Annotated in this window: 20 protein-coding genes and 1 pseudogene; 7 read left to right on the top strand and 14 right to left on the bottom strand. The window is 74.3% G+C overall.

Annotated features, from left to right (window positions below):
• The first annotated feature begins 59 nt into the window (after positions 1-59).
• The gene (gene trpD / locus SOY78_RS06510; RefSeq protein ID WP_002854528.1) at positions 60-1,118 is read left to right on the top strand and encodes an anthranilate phosphoribosyltransferase; all 1,059 of its coding nucleotides are present in this window, start codon (positions 60-62) and stop codon (positions 1,116-1,118) included.
• A 54-nt stretch (positions 1,119-1,172) separates the two neighbouring features.
• Here the strand turns inward: trpD and SOY78_RS06515 are convergent, their stop codons facing one another.
• Positions 1,173-1,454: an Lrp/AsnC family transcriptional regulator gene (locus SOY78_RS06515; RefSeq protein WP_134416997.1), complete on the bottom strand. Its 282-nt coding sequence runs from the start codon at positions 1,452-1,454 to the stop codon at positions 1,173-1,175.
• A 68-nt stretch (positions 1,455-1,522) separates the two neighbouring features.
• Positions 1,523-1,939, bottom strand: a complete 417-nt coding sequence (locus tag SOY78_RS06520; protein ID WP_134416996.1) for a DUF3054 domain-containing protein — start codon at positions 1,937-1,939, stop codon at positions 1,523-1,525.
• Positions 1,940-2,048: 109 nt separating this feature from the next.
• Between SOY78_RS06520 and SOY78_RS06525 the strand changes: the two genes are divergently transcribed.
• The gene (locus SOY78_RS06525; RefSeq protein ID WP_141842875.1) at positions 2,049-2,699 is read left to right on the top strand and encodes a hypothetical protein; all 651 of its coding nucleotides are present in this window, start codon (positions 2,049-2,051) and stop codon (positions 2,697-2,699) included.
• Between the two features lie 191 nt (positions 2,700-2,890).
• Positions 2,891-3,136, top strand: a complete 246-nt coding sequence (locus tag SOY78_RS06530) for a superinfection immunity protein (RefSeq protein ID WP_020624801.1) — start codon at positions 2,891-2,893, stop codon at positions 3,134-3,136.
• Between the two features lie 16 nt (positions 3,137-3,152).
• Here SOY78_RS06530 and SOY78_RS06535 read toward each other — a convergent pair whose 3' ends face one another.
• Positions 3,153-3,701, bottom strand: coding sequence for a maltokinase N-terminal cap-like domain-containing protein (locus SOY78_RS06535; protein WP_073116899.1), 549 nt, complete (start codon positions 3,699-3,701; stop codon positions 3,153-3,155).
• A gap of 59 nt (positions 3,702-3,760) precedes the next feature.
• Positions 3,761-5,866: an NADPH-dependent 2,4-dienoyl-CoA reductase gene (locus SOY78_RS06540; protein WP_324701319.1), complete on the bottom strand. Its 2,106-nt coding sequence runs from the start codon at positions 5,864-5,866 to the stop codon at positions 3,761-3,763.
• A gap of 149 nt (positions 5,867-6,015) precedes the next feature.
• Between SOY78_RS06540 and SOY78_RS06545 the strand changes: the two genes are divergently transcribed.
• The 3 genes from SOY78_RS06545 (at position 6,016) to SOY78_RS06555 (ending at position 8,170) form a co-directional block, all read left to right on the top strand.
• Positions 6,016-6,492: an NfeD family protein gene (locus tag SOY78_RS06545; RefSeq protein WP_061867282.1), complete on the top strand. Its 477-nt coding sequence runs from the start codon at positions 6,016-6,018 to the stop codon at positions 6,490-6,492.
• Positions 6,493-6,544: 52 nt separating this feature from the next.
• Positions 6,545-7,735, top strand: a complete 1,191-nt coding sequence (locus SOY78_RS06550; protein ID WP_036315078.1) for an SPFH domain-containing protein — start codon at positions 6,545-6,547, stop codon at positions 7,733-7,735.
• An 87-nt stretch (positions 7,736-7,822) separates the two neighbouring features.
• Positions 7,823-8,170 carry an RNA polymerase-binding protein RbpA gene (locus tag SOY78_RS06555; RefSeq protein WP_012750883.1) on the top strand — a complete coding sequence of 116 codons (348 nt, stop codon included), beginning with the start codon at positions 7,823-7,825 and terminating at the stop codon, positions 8,168-8,170.
• 76 nt (positions 8,171-8,246) lie between these two features.
• Here SOY78_RS06555 and SOY78_RS06560 read toward each other — a convergent pair whose 3' ends face one another.
• The 10 genes and pseudogenes from SOY78_RS06560 to SOY78_RS06605 form a co-directional block, all read right to left on the bottom strand.
• On the bottom strand, positions 8,247-8,978 hold the full coding sequence (locus SOY78_RS06560; protein ID WP_141842883.1) for a polyprenol monophosphomannose synthase: 732 nt from the start codon (positions 8,976-8,978) through the stop codon (positions 8,247-8,249).
• A 90-nt stretch (positions 8,979-9,068) separates the two neighbouring features.
• Positions 9,069-10,163, bottom strand: coding sequence for a hypothetical protein (locus SOY78_RS06565; protein WP_141842885.1), 1,095 nt, complete (start codon positions 10,161-10,163; stop codon positions 9,069-9,071).
• A gap of 19 nt (positions 10,164-10,182) precedes the next feature.
• Positions 10,183-13,174 (bottom strand): annotated as a pseudogene (locus SOY78_RS06570) (DEAD/DEAH box helicase).
• Between the two features lie 74 nt (positions 13,175-13,248).
• Positions 13,249-14,106, bottom strand: a complete 858-nt coding sequence (gene tatC, locus SOY78_RS06575) for a twin-arginine translocase subunit TatC (protein WP_020627219.1) — start codon at positions 14,104-14,106, stop codon at positions 13,249-13,251.
• Positions 14,107-14,126: 20 nt separating this feature from the next.
• A complete protein-coding gene (locus tag SOY78_RS06580; protein WP_002855080.1) occupies positions 14,127-14,384 on the bottom strand; it encodes a twin-arginine translocase TatA/TatE family subunit in 258 nt (85 codons plus the stop codon).
• A gap of 37 nt (positions 14,385-14,421) precedes the next feature.
• The gene (locus SOY78_RS06585; protein ID WP_216880046.1) at positions 14,422-16,521 is read right to left on the bottom strand and encodes a helix-turn-helix transcriptional regulator; all 2,100 of its coding nucleotides are present in this window, start codon (positions 16,519-16,521) and stop codon (positions 14,422-14,424) included.
• An 11-nt stretch (positions 16,522-16,532) separates the two neighbouring features.
• Positions 16,533-16,928: an FKBP-type peptidyl-prolyl cis-trans isomerase gene (locus SOY78_RS06590; protein WP_010078659.1), complete on the bottom strand. Its 396-nt coding sequence runs from the start codon at positions 16,926-16,928 to the stop codon at positions 16,533-16,535.
• 32 nt (positions 16,929-16,960) lie between these two features.
• Positions 16,961-18,052: an FKBP-type peptidyl-prolyl cis-trans isomerase gene (locus tag SOY78_RS06595; RefSeq protein WP_324701320.1), complete on the bottom strand. Its 1,092-nt coding sequence runs from the start codon at positions 18,050-18,052 to the stop codon at positions 16,961-16,963.
• Between the two features lie 37 nt (positions 18,053-18,089).
• Positions 18,090-19,484, bottom strand: a complete 1,395-nt coding sequence (gene pafA, locus SOY78_RS06600; protein WP_324701321.1) for a Pup--protein ligase — start codon at positions 19,482-19,484, stop codon at positions 18,090-18,092.
• Positions 19,481-19,672 (bottom strand): ubiquitin-like protein Pup, encoded by a 192-nt coding sequence (locus SOY78_RS06605; protein ID WP_017488237.1) that lies wholly within the window; start codon positions 19,670-19,672, stop codon positions 19,481-19,483. Before SOY78_RS06605 ends, pafA begins: the two co-directional genes overlap by 4 nt.
• A 124-nt stretch (positions 19,673-19,796) precedes the next feature.
• Between SOY78_RS06605 and SOY78_RS06610 the strand changes: the two genes are divergently transcribed.
• Positions 19,797-20,261, top strand: a complete 465-nt coding sequence (locus tag SOY78_RS06610; RefSeq protein ID WP_098092764.1) for a pyrimidine dimer DNA glycosylase/endonuclease V — start codon at positions 19,797-19,799, stop codon at positions 20,259-20,261.
• Positions 20,262-20,295: the final 34 nt, after the last annotated feature.

Below are 20,295 nucleotides of genomic sequence, written 5' to 3' on the forward strand. Positions count from 1 at the left end.
GGCGTGCGGCGCATGACATGGCGCGGTCCCGGGTGCGGCCGGGCCGCTAGGCTCAGTGCGTGAGCACCCCCGAGAACACCGCAGCAGTCCTGGGGACCTCCTGGCCGGAGGTCTTCCGCGCCCTCACCCTCGGTGAGGACCTCAGCGACGACGTCGCCGCGTGGGCCATGGGGGAGATGATGGCCGGCGATGCCACCGAGGGGCAGGTGGGGGGATTCCTCCTCGCCCTGGCCGCCAAGGGGGTGACGGTGCCGGAGCTGCGCGGCCTGACCGAGGCGATGGTGCAGGCGGCGAACCCGGTGCACGTGCCGGGGGAGACCCTCGACGTCGTGGGCACGGGCGGTGACCGCCTGGGAACCGTGAACCTCTCCACGATGTCCTCGCTCGTGGCCGCCGGTGCGGGCGCGCGGATCGTCAAGCACGGGAACCGCGGCGCCTCGTCCACCGCCGGCGCGGCCGACGTGATCGAGGCCCTCGGCGTGGACCTGTCCATGCCGGCCCGGAAGGCCGAGGAGTGCGCCGAGGCCGTGGGCATCACGTTCCTCTTCGCCCAGAACTACCACCCGTCCATGAAGTATGTGGCCCCGGTGCGCAAGCAGCTCGGCGTGCCCACCGTGTTCAACTTCCTCGGCCCCCTGAGCAATCCGGCCCAGGTCACCGCCCAGGCCCTGGGCTGCTCGAGTGAGGCCATGGTCCCGCTGCTCGCCCAGGTGCTCGCGGACCGAGGGGTGCGCGGCTTCGTCTTCCGCGGGGCGGACGGCCGGGACAAGATCACGACGTCGGGGCCGTCGACCGTCATGGAGGTCCGGGACGGTGTGCGCACCCACGAGCTCGATCCCCGCGAGCTGGGCATCGACCTGGCCCCCGTTCAGGCCCTGGCCGGGCGGGACGGCGCCTACAACGCGACCCTCGTCCGCGCTCTGCTGGCGGGGGAGAAGGGTCCGATCCGCGACGCCGTCCTCCTCAACGCGGCCGCGGGCCTGACGGCCTGGGACCGCGACGCGGACGCGCCGCTGATGGAGCGACTGGCGGCCAACATGACGCGGGCCGCCGAGTCGATCGACTCCGGCGCCGCGCGTGACGTCCTGGACCGCTGGGTCGCCTTCTCCCGGTCCTGATGGTGCGACGACGGGCCCTCCCCGGCGAGATGGGGCCCGTCGTGGAGAGGACGCTCAGGAGTCGAAGCCGAGCGCCCATCCCTCGCCGAGGTCCTCAGACGAGTAGGTCCGGAAGGCCAGCATGGTCTCGGTCTCCTGGATCCCGTCGACCTTGGAGAGGTGGTCGGCGATCACGTCGGCGAGGTCCTCGTAGCGGCGCACCTTGACCATCGCCACCAGGTCCCACGCGCCGGTCACGGAGTAGACCGACCCGACCCCCTCGAGCGCGGCGAGAGTCTCGGCGGTCTCCGGGATGCTGGATTTGTCGGTCTTGATCAAGACGATGGCGGTGACCACGGGCGGTCCTCATTTCCTCGATGCTGCGGGTCCGGTGTCCCCGACGATCCTAGCTGCGCGCCGGGCCCTCACCTCCGGGTGCGGCGCACCAGCCAGGCGGTCACTGCCCGGCGGCCCAGGAGCAGGACGCCCAGCACCCCGAGCGCCACGAGCACGAAGGACACCGGCGCACCACCGAGACCGAAGGCCACGCGCAGGACCATCCCGACCGCCACGGTCCCCAGCCAGACGATCACACCGTGGGGCCACACGCGGGCCCACGTCCGGTGTCCGGCGGTCACCCCGGTCATGAGCAGGAGGCCTGCCAGGAACGGCGCCGCCGCGACCAGCAGACCCAGCAGCCCGCGCTCCGTGGAGTGCTGCCCCTGACCCAGAGCCACGAAGAGGACGGTGAGCAGGAGGTCGACGGCAAGCGCAGGCAGGGCGCCGCGCGGGGCGCGATGCTCGGCGGGCACGACACGACGGGCGGTGGGGGAGGACGTCATGCATCCAGTCTGGCGCACCGAGACGTCCGGACGGAGCGTCCGGCCGAGGACGGCTCGGCAGACGGGCCCCACAACAAGACAGCGCCTTTGTCAGAGGTAGGCTCACTGCATGGTGTCCGTGCATCTGGTGCCCATCCGACCGACCGCCGCCACCGCTGACGACGCGCGGCGTCTGGCAGCCGCGCTGCTCGACGATCCTCGCCCGGACGCGGCTGTGACCGCGGCGGCGTGGCTTCTCGACGAATCCGGCCCGGGCACCGATGCGGCGTCGCACGACGGCGAGCTGGCCGTCGTCGTCGACGGCATGGCGGCCGCGGTCGGCTTGGCGCTGTGGGCCGTGCGGACCGGGTCCTGGGCGGTGCTGTTGGATCCCGAGGATGCCCTCGACAAGGATTCATCATTGTCGTACCTGACAACAGCCGAGCGGCGGCGGGCCCGGCGGGCACCGGGCCGACTCGTGCTGCCGGGCGGAGGTCGCGCGGACCGCGCCTCGGATGCCGGCCGAGAGGCTGATCTGCGCTGTGCGGAGGCCACCCTGCAGCTGGTCGCCGCGGTGGAACGGCGCCGGTCCGCTGATCAGCACGCGGCGGGACGGCTGGTCGAAGCCGGCGCCAGTCAGCGAGAGGCGGCGGCCGAACTCGGGATCAGCCAGCAGGCCGTCCATTCCCGGTTGCGACACGGGCTCTGGCACGAGAGCCGGACGGCGGTGGCGGCTGTCCTGCCGTTGCTGGAGCGGCTGTCCGCAGACCCGGGGGAGTGAACCCCGGCACGCGGTGTCGGTGCCGCCCGGCGCGGCCACCTGGGCCAGTTCACGACGCGGCGCGTGCCGTGCAGGCGGCCTCCGAAGGGGAGGCGAAGAACAGGCTAGTTGACATAATGTACATTATCGGCGCAACGCAGAACGGCGGACAGGGACGCCCGCGCGGCGGGTCTCGCGCGTAGCCTGGACCCATGACGATCATGACCGACCAGCGCGACCGCCCCCTGCACGCGACGATCGCCGTCGTCCTGGCCATCGCCACGGCGGGCTACCTGGCTCCGTGGGCCATTGCCGCCGTCCGCGGCCGTTCCAACGTGTGGGCGGTGTTCTGGGTGAACCTGCTCACGGGGTGGACCGTCCTCGGCTGGTGCATCGCGCTGTACATGTCACTCACCAGCCATCGCCGGCTGCGGCCCTGGGGTCCGCGCGGCCTCTGACCGCGCGGACCGCCCCTCAGGACAGGCGCGCGACGACGGCCCGCACACCGTCTCCCTCGGCGACCAGGCATCGCGGGCCGTCGACGTCCGCCTCGTCCGTCTCGGACAGCTCGACCGGCACCTCGAGCTCCCCCGTCGCATCGGCGCCGATCACGCGGAGGGTGAGATCCGGGGCGCGCGTCTCGAGGTAGGTCCCGGACTCGTCGTGCATCTCGAGCCGGGCCTGCGGGATCTCGCCGCGCACGGCGGCTGCGAGGATACGGCGCGCGTCCGGGTCGGTGGCGGCGTCCACGACCCAGCGGTGTCCCAGGACGGAGTGCTCCACCTCGGCCACGACGTCTCCCTCGGCGGGTGCGTCGCCTCGGTAGGCGAACGGGGTCTGGTAGAGCCGGTCGCCCACGCGCACGACCATCGACTCGACGCCGATCTCGCCGGCGGGATCGTCGAGCCGGTACGAGCCGACCTTCTCGGCGGTCACGTCCTCGGGCAGTCCGTGCGCCACGAGGCGGCGGCGGATCCATTCGGGCTTGTCCGGGTCCAGGCGTGCGGTGTAGATGAGAGCCATGCCCCGACCGTAGCCCCGACGTCGCTCGCCCGCGAGGGCCCGCCGGCCGGCGGCGCGGCTCAGCCCTGCACGGCCCGCACGGCGTGGTCCATGGCCCGGTAGGCGTCGAGCTCGCGGGCTTCGGCGGCTCCGCCGATCAGACGCACCGACTCCGGCGCGTAGCCCGCGGCCACCAGGTCCTCGACGAGATCCGTCTCGGACTCCTGCCCGGCGCACACGACGACGTCCGTCACGTCCAGGGTCAGCGCCACGCGGGCCTCGGGGTCCTCCGGGGACGGCGCGGTCACGCGCAGGCCGTCGGGGCCGAGGCCCTCGTAGGTCACACCGGAGTGCAGGTGGACCCCGTGCCGCCGCAGCTCGGCGCGGTGCACCCAGCCGGTGGTGGGGCGCAGTCGGACGCCGATCGGTCCGGGGCTGCGCTGGAGCAGGTGGACCTCGCGTCCGGGGTGGGCCGCGGCCGGCTTCGCCAGCTGGCCCGGCGTCTCCGCGGTCAGGGCCACGCCCCAGCGGGCCCGCCAGTGCTCCTGCGTCTCGGGCGTCCCGTCCGGCCGTTCCGTGCCGGCCGCCAGGGCCTCGGCGACATCCACGCCCACGCCGCCGGCGCCGATCACCGCGACGCGCGGACCGACGTCGACGTGGCCCAGGACCACGTCGTCGTACGCATGGACGGCGGGCGCACCCGGCTCCCCCGCCCCGGGCAGAGCGACGGGCCGGGGCCGCACGCCGGTGGTGAGGAGCACCTCGTCGTAGCCTGGCCGCCCATCGTCCGTGAGGAGTGTCTGTGCGGACACCTCCTCCCCGGTCACGAGCGTCACCCCGGATGCCGCCGCGCGGGCCGCCAGGTGCTCCAGCGCGGGACCGAACTCCTCCTTGCCGGGAATGCGGCGGGCGAGCCGGAACTGCCCGCCGGGCTCGGCGTGCCGGTCGAACAGGGTGACCTCGTGCCCGAACCGGGCCGCACGCTCCGCGGCCGTGAGGCCCGCCGGCCCGGCACCGACCACGGCGATCCGGCGCCGGCGGCCGAGGGCCACCGGGACGGGCGCGGCGTACTCCGGCTCCGTCTCCCGCCCGGCGCGGGGGTTCATCAGGCACGAGACCTTGGCCCCGGTGAACACGTGGTCGAGGCAGGCCTGGTTGCAGGCGATGCACGGGGTCAGGGTCCGAGCGCGCGGGTCGCTGATCGCGGCCATCCACTCGGGGTCCGCCAGCAGGGGCCGGGCCAGCCCGACGAGCGCGGCGGCCCCGGACGTCAGCGCCTCCTCCGCCTCGGCGGGGGTGGTGAGCCGGTTGGAGGCGATCACGGGGATGTCGACGGCGGCGGTCAGGTCAGCCGAGGCGGCGAGGAACGCGGCGCGCGGCACGGAGGTCACGATGGTCGGCACACGCGACTCGTGCCACCCGATGCCGGTCATCAGGACGTCCGCTCCGGCGGCCTCGAAGGCCCGGGCGGTGTCCGCGATCTCCGCGCGCGTCTGCCCGTCGGGGACCAGGTCCGCCGCCGAGGTGCGCACCGAGAGCACGCCGCGCTCCCCCAGCGCCTCGCGCACGGCCGCGACCACCGCCGCCGGGAACCGGCGTCGGCGCTCGGCGTCGCCCCCGTACTCGTCCGCGCGTCGGTTCGTCGCCGGGGCGAGGAACTGGTTGAGGAGGTAGCCCTCCGAGGCCATGATCTCCACGCCGTCGTATCCGGCCTCCAGGGCCAACGTGGCCGCGCGTGCGAACGCGTTCACGGTCCGCTCGATGTCCGCGGCCGTCATCTCCCGGGGCGTGTGCCGCGAGATCGGCGCTCGCACCGCGGAGGCCGAGACCAGGTCGGGGCTGGGGGCGTAGCGTCCCGCGTGCAGCAGCTGGGCGAGGATCCTGCCCCCGGCGGCGTGGACGGCGTCCGTGACGACGCGATGGGCGCGCGCGTCCTCCTCGCTGGCGAGCATCCCCCCGCCCAGCGTCACCGTGCCCTCGGGGACGACGCCCAGGCCGCCGGTGACGATGAGTCCGACGCCGCCGCGTGCCCGCTCCGCGTAGAACGCCGCCAGCTGCGGCAGGTTGTCGTGCCGATCCTCCAGTCCCATGTGCATCGAGGCCATGACCACCCGGTTGGGCAGCGTGAGGGGGCCCAGGGTGATCGGCTGGAGCAGGGGCGAGACCGCGACGGGTGAAGATGTCATGCAGCTCACATTACCGGGCGGTAGCTCCCGACTTCCAGGACCGCCTGGGGACACGCTGTGTCCAACGCCACTGCGTAGGGCAGGATGGGGATCACACGTCGACGCGCGGCAGACCCGTCCGCGCACCCGACACGGAGGGGAGCGCACGCATGGAGTGGATCGAGGCGAACGCGGGCTGGCTGTGGCTGGTGCTGGCCGCCGGCCTGGCCGGCGTCGAGCTGCTGACCCTCGACCTCGTCTTCCTGATGATCGCCGCCGGGGCCGGCGCGGCGGGGGTGGTCGCGCTCGTGGGCGGCCCGCTGGCGCTCCAGCTCGCGGCGTTCGCCGCCGTCGCCCTGCTGATGCTCGCCGCCGTGCGCCCCGTCGCCCTGCGCCACCTGCGCAAGGACACCGGCGCCGGCGCCTCCTACCTGGACACGCTCCCGGGGCGTCGCGTCGCGGCCCAGGGCGCGATCACCGGCGACGCCGGCACGCTCGCCGTCGACGGCGACACCTGGTCCGCCCGCGTCGAGCCCGGGGCGCCCGACGTCGCCCCCGGCGACGAGGTGACCGTCCTGCGCATCGACGGGGCCACCCTGGTGGTCCGCCCGCTCCCCCGCATCGACTGGGAGGCGGACGGCGCCTGAGCCGCCCCACGTCCTCGTTCCGACCGCACCGACCCCAGAAGAAGGGACCCCGATGGAAACCCTCATCGTCCTCGTCGTCCTCGCCGTCCTCGCGGCGGTGATCGTGGCCTCCTCGGTCAAGATCATCCCGCAGGCGCGGACGGCCAACATCGAACGCCTCGGCAAGTACAACCGCACGGCCGGCGCCGGGCTGACCCTGATCATCCCGTTCGTGGACCGCATGCTCCCGATGGTGGACATGCGCGAGCAGGTCGTCTCCTTCCCGCCCCAGCCGGTGATCACCGAGGACAACCTCGTCGTCTCCATCGACACGGTCGTCTACTTCCAGGTCACGGACGCCAAGGCCGCGACCTATGAGATCGCCAACTACATCCACGCGGTGGAGCAGCTCACCACCACCACCCTGCGCAACGTCGTGGGCGGCATGAACCTCGAGGAGGCGCTGACCTCTCGCGACTCCATCAACTCCCAGCTGCGCGGCGTGCTGGACGACGCCACCACGCGCTGGGGCCTGCGGGTCTCGCGGGTGGAGCTCAAGGCCATCGACCCGCCCATGTCCATCCAGGACTCGATGGAGAAGCAGATGCGCGCCGAGCGCGACCGCCGCGCCGCCATCCTCACCGCCGAGGGCACGAAGCAGGCCGCCATCCTCACGGCCGAGGGCGAGCGCCAGTCCCAGATCCTCTCCGCCGAGGGCGAGGCTCAGGCACGCGTGCTGCGCGCCAACGCCGAGGCCGAGGCGATCGAGGTGGTCTTCGACGCCATCCACTCCGGCGGCGCCGACTCCGAGGTCCTGGCCTACCAGTACCTGCAGTCCCTGCCCAAGATCGCCGACGGCCAGGCCACCACCATGTTCGTGGTCCCCGCCGAGCTCACCCGCGCCCTGCAGGGCCTCGGTGAGGCGTTCGCCCCCGGCGACGGCGACCGCCCCACCCCGGAGCGCGCACCCCGGCGTCGGGACTCCGGGGACCGCGCGGGCGAGCCGGGCGCCGAGCACGTCGGCGTCACCCCGGAGCGCGCGCGTCGGCCGCGTGGGTCCCGCCCCACCACCGCGGACGCCCTGCGCGCCAGCGGCGTCATGGACGCGATGACCGCCGGCGCGGTGACGGCGGAGGACATGCCGCAGACCTCGCTCGACGAGGCCCTGGCCACGCCGCAGGAGATTGAGCCCGACCCGTCGGCCGGCCGCACCCCCGGCACCCGCCCGGCCGGCGAGGCCGACGGGAATGCTGTGGGACACTGAATGGTTCCATCAGTGAGGACGACCCGCCGCGCCTCGATCGGCCCGCGCCCCCGCGCGGGCCTCGGCGCGGCCTGACGAGGAGGAAACGTGAGCGATCGCAGCCTGCGGGGCATGCGCCTGGGCGCGCAGTCCCTGGAGTCCGAGGCCGGTGTCGAGCCCGCCGCCCGGCAGCGGGTGGAGTACCGCACGGAGGACGGCGAGCAGGTGTTCGTGACCTTCTCCGTGGAGGCAGACGTGCCGGCCACCTGGACCTCGAAGACCGGCAAGGAGGCGTTCCTCGTCAGCGGCGAGAAGCCGGCTGAGACCGAGGGCAAGCCCGTGCGCACCCACTGGGACATGCTGCGCGAGCGCCGCAGCCTCGAGGAGCTGGAGGAGACCTACAAGATCCAGCTCAACAAGCTGCGCGCCAGCCGCGGCGAGGACGTCGACGCCTGACCCGCCGCTCCCCCATGCACGACGGGGCCGGATCCGCCATGGATCCGGCCCCGTCGTCGTTCGGGGGCTGTGCGCCTCAGAGGCCGAGGCGGGCGCGCAGGCCCTCCCAGCGCGCAGCCAGGCCCCAGCGGGTCACGTTGACCACGGCCTCGCCGATGATGCCGCCGCTCATCTTGGACTCGCCGAGCTCACGCTCCACGAACGTGATCGGGACCTCGACGATCCGCTTGCCGAGCCGGGCCGTGCGGAAGGTCATGTCCACCTGGAACCCGTAGCCCTTGGACTCGATCGCGTCCAGGTCGATCGCACGGAGCGTGTCGGCCCGGTAGGCGCGGTAGCCCGCCGTGATGTCCGTCAGGTTGAGGCCGAGCATGATCCGCGGGTACAGGGAGCCGGCCCACGAGATCATCTTGCGGGAGGTCGGCCAGTTCACCATCTTGCCGCCCGGCACGCGGCGCGAGCCGATCACCAGGTCCGCGGTGCGGACGGCCTCCAGCAGGCGCGGCAGCTGCTCGGGCTGGTGCGAGCCGTCCGCGTCCATCTCGACCAGGACGTCGTAGCCGCGCTCCAGGCCCCAGCGGAACCCGGCGATGTAGGCGCCGCCCAGGCCGTCCTTGGTGGTGCGGTGCAGCACGTGCACGGAGGGGTCCTCGGCGGCGCGGGTGTCGGCCCAGTCGCCGGTGCCGTCCGGGGAGGCGTCGTCCACCACGAGAACGTCGGACTCCGGGACGGCGTCACGGAGTCGGCCGAGGGTCAGCGGCAGCGACTCGATCTCGTTGTACGTGGGGATGATGGTCAGCACGCGCATGTGCGGTTCTCGCCTTCCGGCCGGGGTCGTGGGGGCGGCCCGCCGGTCGGACGGGCCATCGCATCCGTTCGAGTATAGGAAGCGGAGGTCTCAGGCCGGCGTCGCGCCATCGCGCGCGTCGCGGGCCACGTCCTCCGCGGCGATCCGGCCGTCCACCCAGGTGGCCCGCCAGCGGGGCAGGGCGGTCTCGGCGTCGAGGGCCGGCAGCAGCGGCGTGCCGGCTCGGGTGTCCGTGCTCCACGCCGCCACCCGGCCGTCCGGCGACTGCACAGCCACCGCGTCCGCGTCCCAGACGCCGAACACGGCCGGGGCCGACACGCTCAGGCGCGGGGCGACGGACAGGCCGGCCGCCGGAGCGTCGGGCAGCGCGCGCAGCGGGGTGCGGGTCGCGGCGGCGAAGGCGGAGCGGGCGGAGATGCGCTCGTCCGGGTCGGGGTGGGACAGCGCCGACCGGACGGCGGCCCACGGGTCCCCGGCCGGGCCGGCGCCCAGGCACACGGAGACGGCGTCGGCCAGCAGGCTCGCCACGGGGGCGTGCAGCACGCCGTCCGCGTCGGGGACGACGGTGGCGCTGACCCCGGCGGCGGCCAGGAAGGCGCGGTCCTCGGCGGTGACCGAGTGGGTGACCACGAGCCGATGGCGCACGCGGCCCAGGGCGGCGGTGCCGAGTTCCTCCGCGACCGAGCGCAGGGCGGTCAGGGCCACGTCCTGGGCGGCGGGCCCGGCGTCCGCACCGCCGTCGGGGACGAGGTAGGCCTGCTCCCCCGCCTGGGTCGAGGCCGTCAGGAGACCGGCGAGCGTGGCGGGGTCGGTGCCGGTCCCGACGGGCAGCCACACCCCGGCCGCCTCGGCGTCCACGCGGTCGGCGTGCCGATAGACGACCGTCTGGACGTCCTCGTCGGCGGGCCCGGCGCCCGTGTCCTCGGGCCCGGCCAGGATCGTCACGACGGCGGTGCCGCGGCTCAACGCGTCCCGCGCGTCCGCGGGCCGGGCCAGCGGCTCGACGAACACCGGCACGACGACGGCGCCGTCGAGGTCCCGCCGTTCGTCACCCGGGTCGGCCACGCGGTCCGCGGAGTCGTCCGCGCCGAGCCAGGCGATCACCCCGTCCCGGACCAGCAGCGCCTGTGCGTACGGGTCCGTCGTCGAGTGGATGATGCCGTGGGTCAACAGGTGTGCGCTCACCCGCCCACCCTAGCCCGTGTCAGTCCTCGTCCGCGCGCGGGGCCGAGGCCGCCGGCAGCGAGGTGGCCACGACGCCGCGGGAGACGAGGTCCGCGGCCCGGCGGCAGGCACGGCTGCGACGGGCGTCCCCGGGGACGTTGGCCAGCTGGTCCAGCACGTCGATGACCTGCCGCGCCCAGCGGACGAAGTCGCCCGCGGCGAGGTCCGCGCCCTCGAGGGTGCGGCGCAGGGTGGCCCCCCGCACCCAGCGATGCATGGGCGCCACCAGCCCGGGGTCCGTCCGGGGCGTGGGCTCGAGCCGTGCCTGGGCCTCGTCCGTGCGCAGGCGCTCCTCGATGCGCTCGGCGGCCTCCGCGACGCGCGCGAGCCGCGGGGTCGGCATCGGGACCAGTCCGGGCTCGGCCTCCCCCCTGCCCTGGTACACGAGCAGCGCGGCGACGGCGGCCCACTCCTCCGGCGTCAAGCCGTCCGTGGCCGGATCCTGCAGCACCAGCGAGGTGAACAGGTCCCGCTCGCCGTAGATCCGGCGCAGGGCCTCGCCGCGCTCCGTGAGCGCCGCGCGGGGCGAGGACGCGTCCTCCTGGACGTAGCCGTAGGCGCGCAGCAGACCGACGACGCGGTCGAACGTGCGGGCGATGGTGTTGGTGCGGCCCGCGATGCGCTCCCGCAGGACGGAGACCTCCCGCCGCATGGCCCACCAGCGGTCGCCCCAGCGGGCGTGCTCCTCGCGGTCCTGGCAGCCGTGGCACGGGTGGCGGCGCAGTGCCCGGCGCAGCTCCTCGACCCGGGGCGCGGCCGGGTCCTCCCGGAGGCGGAAGCCCGCCGTGCGGCGGCCTCCGGCGGGCGGGCGGCCCGTGCGCACGGCCTCGCGCATGAGCGCGGCGACGTCCTTGCGCTGCGCGGGCGTCTTCACCTGCACCACCTGGGGCAGGGCGGCGCCGGCCACCGGCTCGACCGGCCCGGCGACGTCGTCCACCGTGATGCGGCGCAGCTGCGCCTTGTCCGTCACGACGCCGACGCGCGGGTTCTGGAGGTTGCCGGCGGGGAACACGACGACGGCCCGGCCGAGCGCGCGGCCGGCGTCGAGCTCGACGACGTCCCCGACCGCGAGGTTCGCGAGCGAGTCCTTCACGGCGGCCAGGTGGGCCCGACGGCGCCCCTGCGAGCCGGACTTCTCCGCGGCCGCGAGCTCCTTGCGCAGGGTGAGGTACTCGGCGAAGTCGCCGAGGTGACATTGCATTGCCTCCTCGTACTTCTCGAGGCTGGCCTGCTTCGAGCGGACCTCGCGGGCCAGCCCCACCACGGAGCGGTCCGCCTGGAACTGGGCGAACGAGGACTCGAGGATGCCCCGTGCCCGCTCCGCCCCGACCTGTGCCAGCAGGTTCGCGGACATGTTGTAGGTGGGCCGGAACGAGGAGCGCAGCGGGTAGGTGCGGCGCGAGGCCAGGCCCGCGACGGCGGCCGGGTCCAGCCCGGGACGCCACATCACCACGGCGTGGCCCTCGACGTCGATGCCGCGGCGGCCCGCCCGGCCCGTCAGCTGGGTGTACTCCCCCGGCGTGATGTCGACGTGGTTCTCGCCGTTGAACTTGACCAGCTTCTCGATCACCACGGAGCGGGCCTGGCATGTTGATGCCGAGGGCGAGGGTCTCCGTGGCGAACACGGCCTTGAGCGCGCCGGCGGCGAACAGGTCCTCGACGGCCTCCTTGAACGGGGGCAGCATGCCGGCGTGGTGGGCCGCGAAGCCCCGGGACAGGCCGTCCCGCCACGCCCAGAACCCGAGGATCTCCAGGTCCTCGACGGGCAGCAGGCGCGCCGCCTCCTCGACCCGCTCGGCCACGAGCGCCTTCTCCCGCGCCGTGGTGAGGTCGAGCCCGGCCCGCAGGCACTGCTCCACGGCGGCGTCGCAGCCGGTCCGCGAGAAGATGAAGGTGATGCATGGCAGCAGCCCGTCGCGGTCGAGGACCCGGATCATCTCCGGACGCGACGTGGACAGCCGCGGTCCGCGCCGCGGGCCGCCGTCGTGACCGCCCGGCCGACCGGAGACCGGCCGCTCCCGGTCCAGTGCGGACGAGCCGGTCCGGCCCCGGCCGCCGTCGCGACCCGTGTGCCGGCCGCCCCTGGCCCGCCCCTTCGTGCCGCCCCCGCGCCCGTCGCGGTGCTGCTGCCGCCCGGGGCGCCCCCAGTCGGCGCGCTGGAACCGGCGCTCGGCCTCCTCCCCCAGGCGCTTGAGCTCGGGGTTGAGCAGGGCCTCCCCGTCCCGGTCCGCGGCGTCCTCGAAGGCGATGTCCTCGGCGAACAGGTTGTAGAGCCGGCCCCCGGCCATGATGTGCTGCCACAGCGGCACCGGCCGGTGTTCCGAGACGATCACGGTGGTGGCGCCCCGGACCGTGTCGAGCCAGGCGCCGAACTCCTCGGCGTTGGACACCGTGGCGGACAGGGAGATCAGCTGCACGTGCTCGGGCAGGTGGATGATGACCTCCTCCCACACCGGTCCCCGGAACCGGTCGGCGAGGTAGTGGACCTCGTCCATGACGACGAAGCCGAGGTCGATGAGGGTGTCCGACTGCGCGTACAGCATGTTGCGCAGCACCTCGGTGGTCATCACGACGACGGGCGCGTCCGGATTGACGGAGGTGTCCCCCGTGAGCAGGCCGACGTTCTCCGCGCCGTGCACGCGGGCGAGGTCCGCGTGCTTCTGGTTGCTGAGGGCCTTGATGGGGGTGGTGTAGAACGCCTTCGTGCCGCGGGCCAGGGCCAGGTGGACGGCGAACTCGCCGACCACCGTCTTGCCGGCACCGGTGGGCGCCGCGACGAGGACGCCGTGGCCGTCCTCGACCTCGGCGCACGCGCGGCGCTGGAAGTCGTCGAGGGGGAAGCCCACGCGTGCGGCGAACCGGCCGAGCTCGGAGCCGGCATGGTGCCGGGCCGCCCGGGCACGGGCGTAGCGCTCCGCCGGGCTCAGCTCGGGTTCGTCGTGCGGGGTCGCGGACGCGGGATGGTGGGCCATGGCCCCACCCTACTGGCGGGTCCGGACGCCGTCGTGGTCGTGCGTCCGGGCGGGAGGGCTGCGGCGGGCGCCGCTCAGATCTGATCGAGCGGCTTCGGGCCTTCGGCGAGCTCCGCCTCGACGTCCACCTCGCGCTGCCCCGAGCGGCGGTCACGACGACGGTCCCCCCACAGGCACAGGACGATGGCCACGCCGAAGAGGACGACGAGCGGGATCGCCATGTAGAACATGGAGATGGCGTCCGCACCGGGGGCGGCGATCGCGGCGATCAGCATGATCACGAAGACGGTGATGCGCCAGTGGTGGACGATCGTGCGGCCCGGCAGGATGCCGAGCATGTTCAGTCCCACCAGCAGCACCGGCAGGACCATGGCCACGCCGAACGCGAGGTAGAGACGCGTGACGAAGCTGATGTACACCGACGCCGTCGGGAGATTCGCGCCGCCCTCGGGAGTGAAGCCCACGAAGAACTGGACGGCCTGCGGCATCACGAGCCACCCCAGCGCGATGCCGAAGATGAACAGGGGCACGGCCGCGGCGATGAAGCCCAGGGCGTACTTCTTCTCGGCCTTCTTCAGACCCGGCACGATGAACGCCCAGATCTGGTAGAGCCAGACCGGGCTGGACAGGATGAGCCCGATGAACATGCTGACCTTGAGCATGAGGTCGAACGGCGAGGCCACCGTGTCATAGGCGACGGCCGCCGTGTGCCCCTGGCTGGCGATCTCCTTGACCGGGCGGAACAGCTCCGCCATGACCGGCTGGTAGACGAGGAAGCCGACCACCATGCCGACCGCGACGGCGAGTCCCGACTTCAGCAGTCGGTTGCGCAGCTCCGTGAGGTGCTCGCGCAGCGGCATCTCGCCGGTGGGGTTGTCCCGCCGCTTCCGGCGGCGCCGGGTGCGGCGGGCGACCTCGTCGACCTCGGTCATCGGGTGGGGGTCCTTCCGGCTCAGCGCGGGTCGCGCGGGTCGGTCTCGTCACGCTCGACGACGCGGCCCTCGACCGGCTCGTCCGCGGCGGTGGAGCCGGCGCCGGAGCGCTCGTCCGTGGTGCCCTTGCCCTCGGTGCGCATCTGCTTCACCTCGGAGGAGAAGATGCGCATGGACTGGCCGAGGTTGCGGGCCATCGCGGGCAGCTTCGGCGCCGCGAAGAGCAGGATCGCGAGCAGGATGATGATGACGAGCTGCCAGCCCTGGAGTCCAGCCATGATGAAGGGTCCTTTCGATGGGGTTCCGGGGTCCAGGCTACCGCGCCGGCAGGGCCGCGAGGGCATCGCCCAGCGCGTCCGCCACGGATGCCCGGAGGTCGGCGGGGGCCAGCACCTGGACGGCTCCGCCGTGGCGTCCGACCAGCGCGGCGGCCACGCCGGCGTCGGTCAGATGCACCCGGGTGAGCCGGTCGCCGTCGGGCAGATCGGCCTGGGCGTCCGGGCGGTAGCCGGCGGCCGCGTCGCGGACGGGATGGGCCCAGCGCAGCAGCACGGGCACCCCCGCGGCGTCGTCGGGATGGACCCGCCAGCGCGCGGGCCTTGCCCGGGCGGCGAACGTCTCCCCCGTGGGTGCGGGCGCGCTGATCCGGTCCACCCGGAACACCCGGTGGTCCTCGGCGCGACGGCACCACGCCTGCAGGTAGAGACGCGCCCCGTCCTGTACCAGGGCCAGCGGCTCCACGTCCCGCTCGGTGAGGGCGTCGGCATGCACGGAGCGGTAGGTCAGGTGCACGACGGCCCGCTCCGCCACGGCGGCCAGCAGGGTGCGCACCGTCGCGGGGTCCACGGCCACGTCCCAGTGGGCGGCGACGGCGACCGGGGGCTCGCCGGCGGTGTGCGCCTCGGCCTCCCGGAGGGCGGCGTCGTCCGCGTCGTCCGCGTCCGGGGCCCCCGCGTCCAGGACGGCGGCGCGGATCCGGCGCTGGGCGGAGCGGGCGGCCTCGCGGTCGGCCTCGTCCAACACCGGCAGGTCCGCGACCGTCTGCAGGGCGGCGACGAGGCTGTGCGCCTCGGGGCGCGTCAGCCGCACGGGACCGGCCAGGTCGGCGGCGCGCTCCACGTGGACGCGGCCGGCCACCTCCGCCACCTCGAACTGGAAGCCGGGGAAGTCGCGCTCGGGCATGCCGCAGTAGCGCAGCGTCTCGAGGTCGGCGTCGAGGCGCTCGTCGGTGACCCCGAGACGCGCGCGCAGCTCCGCCCGGTCCACCCCACCGGCCCGGTTGGCCAGCCCCACGATGTCCAGCAGGCGGCCCACGAGGTCCTCGCTCGAGTCGCGGGCGCGGCGCCGGACGGGCGCGGCGAGCGCCACCTCGAGCAGGGCCGGGTCGGCGGGACCGGCGTGGGTCTCCGCCGCGGCGGCCAGGCCCGCGCGGACGCGGTCGGTCAGGTCCGGGTGCGCGGCCGAGGGCACGGCCCGGCCCAGCAGGCCGCCGATCTCCGCGGCGAGGCCGTCCTCGCGCGGCCCGGCGGGGGCCTCCCAGAGCTCCCAGTCGGGTCCCGGTGCGGCGCCGTCCTCGACGCGGGGCTCGGCCGGCTCACCGACCGCGCGGACGCCCTGACCCCGGCCGGGCGCGAGCCACACCCGGACCCGCTCGGCGTCGGCCTGCCCGGCCAGGCGCGCCACGAGGCCGGCGTGGTCGTGGTCCTCGGGACGGCCGGGGGCGTCCGTCGCCCGCTCGACGCGGCGCGGCTCCCCCTCCATCCGGGTGAGCCGGAAGCTGCGCTCGGCGCCGCGGTCGAGGTCCCAGCCGGTGAGGTACCAGCGGCCGCGCACGAGGGTGAGGAACCAGGCCCGCACGGTGCGCCGGGTGGCCCGCCCCCGCGCGTCGCGGTAGGGGAAGCGCAGCACGGCCTCGTCGGCCACGGCCTGGGTGAGGGCCTCGAGCCGGGGGTCGGCCCGGGGCATGAGGGTGTGGTACCCGGCCAGCTCGTCATCGCCCGTGAGGTCGGTGGCCGGCTGGAACAGCAGGCCCACGGCGCGGACGACGTCGGCGCGCAGCGGCGAGTCGCCCCACAGGCGCCGCGCCCGCACGAGGGCGCGGCGCTCGTCCACGGTCAGGTCGAGGTCGCGCAGCAGCAGCGCATCGCGGACGACGCGGTGCCGCACCCCCGCCTCGCCCTCGTCGAAGCCCGCGGGTTCGAGCGTCTCCAGCGGGACCCCCACGGCGCGCAGCACGCGGCGGTCCCGCTGGAAGAGCTTCTCGAAGGCGGTGTCCGTGAGCCCCTCATAGCCGACGACCTGCCGTCGGATCCGGTCACGCTCGAGGCCATGCGGCGCCGAGAGCAGCAGCCACAGTAGCGAGATGATGCGCTCGGCGGCCTCGTCGCCGGCGCGCCGCGGGGTGGGTGGGGTCACGGGGCCCGGGGTCAGTCGACCGAGACGAGGTCGCAGACGAAGATGAGCGTCTCGTTCGGCCCGATCGCGGAACCGGCGCCGCGGGCGCCGTAGCCCAGGTGCGGCGGGATCTCGAGGCGGCGGCGGCCGCCGACCTTCATGCCGAGCAGGCCCTGGTCCCAGCCGGCGATGACCTGGCCGACGCCGACGGTCAGGGGCAGCGGGGTGCCGCGGTTCCACGAGGCGTCGAACTCCTCGCCGGTGGACCAGGCCACGCCCACGTAGTGGACCTGCACGCGGGATCCGGCCTCGACGGCCGGGCCGGAGCCCTCGATCAGGTCCTCCACCACGAGCTCGGTGGGCGGGGTCTCGCCCGGGAAGTCGATCTCGGGCTTGGTGCGGTCGTAGTCGCGCTGTCCGAAGGACACGGTGCTCTCCTCTGGGGTTCTCGTGGACGGGGTCAGTTCGCCGACTCGGTGGCGGGCGCCTGGGCGTCCAGGATGTCCACCACGAACAGCAGGGGCTCGTTCTCGCCGATGTCCGGCGGGCTGCCCTGCTCACCGTAGGCCTTCTCGGCCGGGATCGACAGGAGGACGCGCGAGCCCACCTTCTGGCCGGCCAGACCCTCCTTCCAGCCCTCGATGACCTGATTGAGGGAGAACGTGATCGCCTGGCCCGTCTCCCAGGACGAGTCGAAGACCTCTCCGTCGGACCACGTCACGCCCTCGTACTGCACGGTCACGGTGTCGTCCGCACCGACCTCGCGGCCCTCGCCCTGGATCAGCGGCTGGACCACCAGCTCCTGGGGCGCCTCGCCGTCGGGCTTCGCGATGCTCGGCCGGCCGCTCTGCTCGTCCACGGTGACGTCGGGCAGGCGTTCGTCCCGCTCGGTCACCTCCTCACCCTCGGCCTGCTTCGGCAGGATGGCGTCGATCTTGTAGACGAACAGCTGGGCGGGCTGCGTCTGGGTGGAGGGGGAGGCACTCGGCGACGCGCTCTCGGTCTGCGGGACGGAGACGTCGTACTGGGGGCTGTACGCGGCGACGATCGTGCCGGCACCGCTGCCCACCAGCATCTCGTGGATCTCCGGGTTCATGGACTTGAGCTGGTCGTCCACGGGCACGGCCTCCGGTTCGCCGCTGAAGTTCTCGGCGACCACCTCGCCGCTGGCCGGATCGACGACGGCGATCGACATCTTCAGGACGTCGCCCTCCTGCACCTGCTCCCCCTCGCCGGCGGTCAGCACCCGCGTGGTGGGCTGGTCGGTGTCGATCTCCCCGTCGATCTCGACCGTCGGCGCCCCGCCGTCGCCCTCCGTGAAGGTGACACCCGTCAGGGCGTCCGGCTCCCCCTGGCCCTCGCCGACGGCCGCCCGCTCGGGGGCGGCCGACGTGGAGGCCGACGCGGTGTCGCTGTGGGGCTGGTCCGCGCCGTCGTCGCCGGTGGCGCAGGCGGTGGCCAGCATCAGGCCCGCGGCGCCGAGGGACAGCAGCGGCAGCAGGCGGCGACGGCGGCGGGCCGTCGGGGGCTGGGGGGTCTCGAACGAACTCATGCGGGTCACCCTAACGGCGCGTCCTGGGCGTGCGCTGTCAGGCGATTCGCCCGAACAGCCGGTCGACGGCGGCCGACGACGTGTCGAACGGGTCCTTCGTCACGATCGCGTGCAGCGGATGGTCGGTGAGCTTCAGGGTCGTCCAGTCGACGGCGTAGTCCAGGCCGTGCTCCCGGGCGCGGGCCACGAAGTCCGCGCGCACGCGGGCCCGGGTGGTGGGCGGGGCGGTCTCCACGGCGGACCGGGCGGCGTCCTCGGGCAGCAGGCGCGCGACGGCGCCGCGCCGCAGCAGCAGGCGGAACAGCCCCCGGTCGGGGTCGATGTCGTGGAAGGCCAGGTCCAGCTGGGCGAGGCGGGGTGAGCCCCAGTCCAGGTCGTGGCGGGCCCGGTAGTCCTCCAGCATGCGCAGCTTGATCGCCCAGTCGATGCGGTCCTCGATGCGGGACCGGTCACCGGTGCGGACGGCGTCGAGCACCTCGCCCCACAGGGTGAGGATCTCCCCCACCCGGTCGTGGTGGGCACCCTCCGCGGCGACGAAGGCGCGGGCCCGCTCGAGGTAGTGCTCCTGCAGCTCGAGGGCGGAGGCCTCCCCCTCCCGGAGCGCGATGCGGGCCGTGCCGGTGAGGTCGTGGGAGATCTGCCGCACCGCGCGGGTGGGGTGGGCGACGACGCGGTCCCCGAGCGGGAAGCCCGCCTCGATCATCCGCAGCAGCAGGTCGGTGGCGCCGAAGCGCAGCAGGTGGGTGTGCTCGGAGAGGTTCGTGTCCCCCACGATCACGTGGAGGCGTCGGTACTCGGAGGCGTCCGCGTGCGGCTCGTCCCGCGTGTTGATGATCGGCCGGGACCGCGTGGTGGAGGAGGACACGCCGTCCTGCACGAAGTCGGCGCGCTGGGAGAACGCGAAGTGGGCCGGGCCCTCGCCCTCGGGCCACGTGCCGGCGGGCACGACGCGGCCCGCGCCCACGAGGATCTGCCGGGAGACGAGGAACGGGACGAGCGCCTCGGTGAGCCGCCGGTACTCGGTGCGCCGGCGCAGCAGGTAGTTCTCGTGGGAGCCGTAGGAGCTGCCCGAGGAGTCGGCGTTGTTGCGGTAGAGGTGGATCCGGCCGCCGACCCCGTCCGCGGCCATGCGCTCCTCGGCCTGGACCACGAGGTCGTGCAGCAGCAGTTCCCCCGCCCCGTCCGAGGCGATGAGCTCGTCGAGCGTCGAGCACTCGGCGGTCGCGTACTCGGGGTGGGAGCCGACGTCGAGATAGAGCCGGGAGCCGTTGGCCACGAACACGTTCGAGGACCTCCCCCACTCGACGACGGGCCGGAAGAGGTAGCGGACGACCTCTTCGGGGCTCAGCGGGCGCCCCTGCGGGTTCCAGTGCTGGACGCCGTACTCCGTCTCCAGCCCGAAGATCCGGCGGGCGCGGTCCGCGTCGGTCACTGGCCGCCCTTCTGGACGAAGCCCTTGACGAACTCCTCGGCGTTGGACTCCAGCACCGAGTCGATCTCGTCCAGCAGGCTGTCCAGGCCCTGGTCCTGGGCCGCGGGCTTCACGTGCGCCTGGCCCGCCGCGGCGCCGGTCTCGTCGTCGCCGCCGGACGGGCGTGGGCGGATCTGCTCCTGGGACATGGTGGCCTCCTCGTGCGTCGACGCGGGTCGGTGTGCTCCGTCCGCGTCCACCCATCCTGCCCCACGCGCGGGCCACGTTTCAGCCCCACGTCCCCGGGTTGCCCCGCGCTGGCAGGATGGGGGCATGCGCCTGTGGACCCTTCACCCCCGCCACCTCGACCGTCAGGGCCTGACGGGCGCCTGGCGCGAGGCCCTGCTCGCGCAGGCCGTCCTGGCCGGCCGCACGCGCGGGTATCGGGACCACCCGCAGCTGCTGAGGTTCCGGGAGCACCCGGACCCGTCCGGCGCCGTCGGCGCGTTCCTCTCCGGCCTCGAGGCCGAGGCCACGGCGCGCGGCTATCGCTTCGACCACTCCCGGATCGACCGGCCGTGCCCCGCCCCCGACGGCGCGGTGTGCATCCCGCCCGCCGGTCTCGCACCGATCCCGGCCACCACGGGCCAGCGCGACCTGGAGTGGCGTCACCTGTGCGCCAAGCTGGCCGCGCGCAGCCCCGCCTGGCTCGAACGGTGGTCGGACACGCCCGTCCCCGACGTGCACCCGCTGTTCACGATCGTCCCGGGGCCGGTCGCCTCCTGGGAGCGCGCCTGAGGGCGGGCCGCGGTCGGGCCCGGTCTGGCACGGT

It is taken from the genome of Micrococcus sp. HOU01 (assembly GCF_035609305.1).
In the GTDB taxonomy this organism is placed as follows: Bacteria; Actinomycetota; Actinomycetes; order Actinomycetales; family Micrococcaceae; genus Micrococcus; species Micrococcus luteus.

Coding starts and splice junctions, on each gene's coding strand:
- SOY78_RS06545 (WP_061867282.1), top strand. CDS start 6,016: ATGGAGTGGATCGAGGCGAACGCGGGCTGGCTGTGGCTGGTGCTGGCC.
- tatC (WP_020627219.1), bottom strand. CDS start 14,106: ATGACCGAGGTCGACGAGGTCGCCCGCCGCACCCGGCGCCGCCGGAAG.
- SOY78_RS06610 (WP_098092764.1), top strand. CDS start 19,797: ATGCGCCTGTGGACCCTTCACCCCCGCCACCTCGACCGTCAGGGCCTG.
- SOY78_RS06605 (WP_017488237.1), bottom strand. CDS start 19,672: ATGTCCCAGGAGCAGATCCGCCCACGCCCGTCCGGCGGCGACGACGAG.
- SOY78_RS06525 (WP_141842875.1), top strand. CDS start 2,049: ATGGTGTCCGTGCATCTGGTGCCCATCCGACCGACCGCCGCCACCGCT.
- SOY78_RS06560 (WP_141842883.1), bottom strand. CDS start 8,978: ATGCGCGTGCTGACCATCATCCCCACGTACAACGAGATCGAGTCGCTG.
- SOY78_RS06580 (WP_002855080.1), bottom strand. CDS start 14,384: ATGGCTGGACTCCAGGGCTGGCAGCTCGTCATCATCATCCTGCTCGCG.
- SOY78_RS06535 (WP_073116899.1), bottom strand. CDS start 3,701: ATGGCTCTCATCTACACCGCACGCCTGGACCCGGACAAGCCCGAATGG.
- SOY78_RS06550 (WP_036315078.1), top strand. CDS start 6,545: ATGGAAACCCTCATCGTCCTCGTCGTCCTCGCCGTCCTCGCGGCGGTG.
- SOY78_RS06520 (WP_134416996.1), bottom strand. CDS start 1,939: ATGACGTCCTCCCCCACCGCCCGTCGTGTCGTGCCCGCCGAGCATCGC.
- SOY78_RS06540 (WP_324701319.1), bottom strand. CDS start 5,866: ATGACATCTTCACCCGTCGCGGTCTCGCCCCTGCTCCAGCCGATCACC.
- SOY78_RS06530 (WP_020624801.1), top strand. CDS start 2,891: ATGACGATCATGACCGACCAGCGCGACCGCCCCCTGCACGCGACGATC.
- SOY78_RS06595 (WP_324701320.1), bottom strand. CDS start 18,052: ATGAGTTCGTTCGAGACCCCCCAGCCCCCGACGGCCCGCCGCCGTCGC.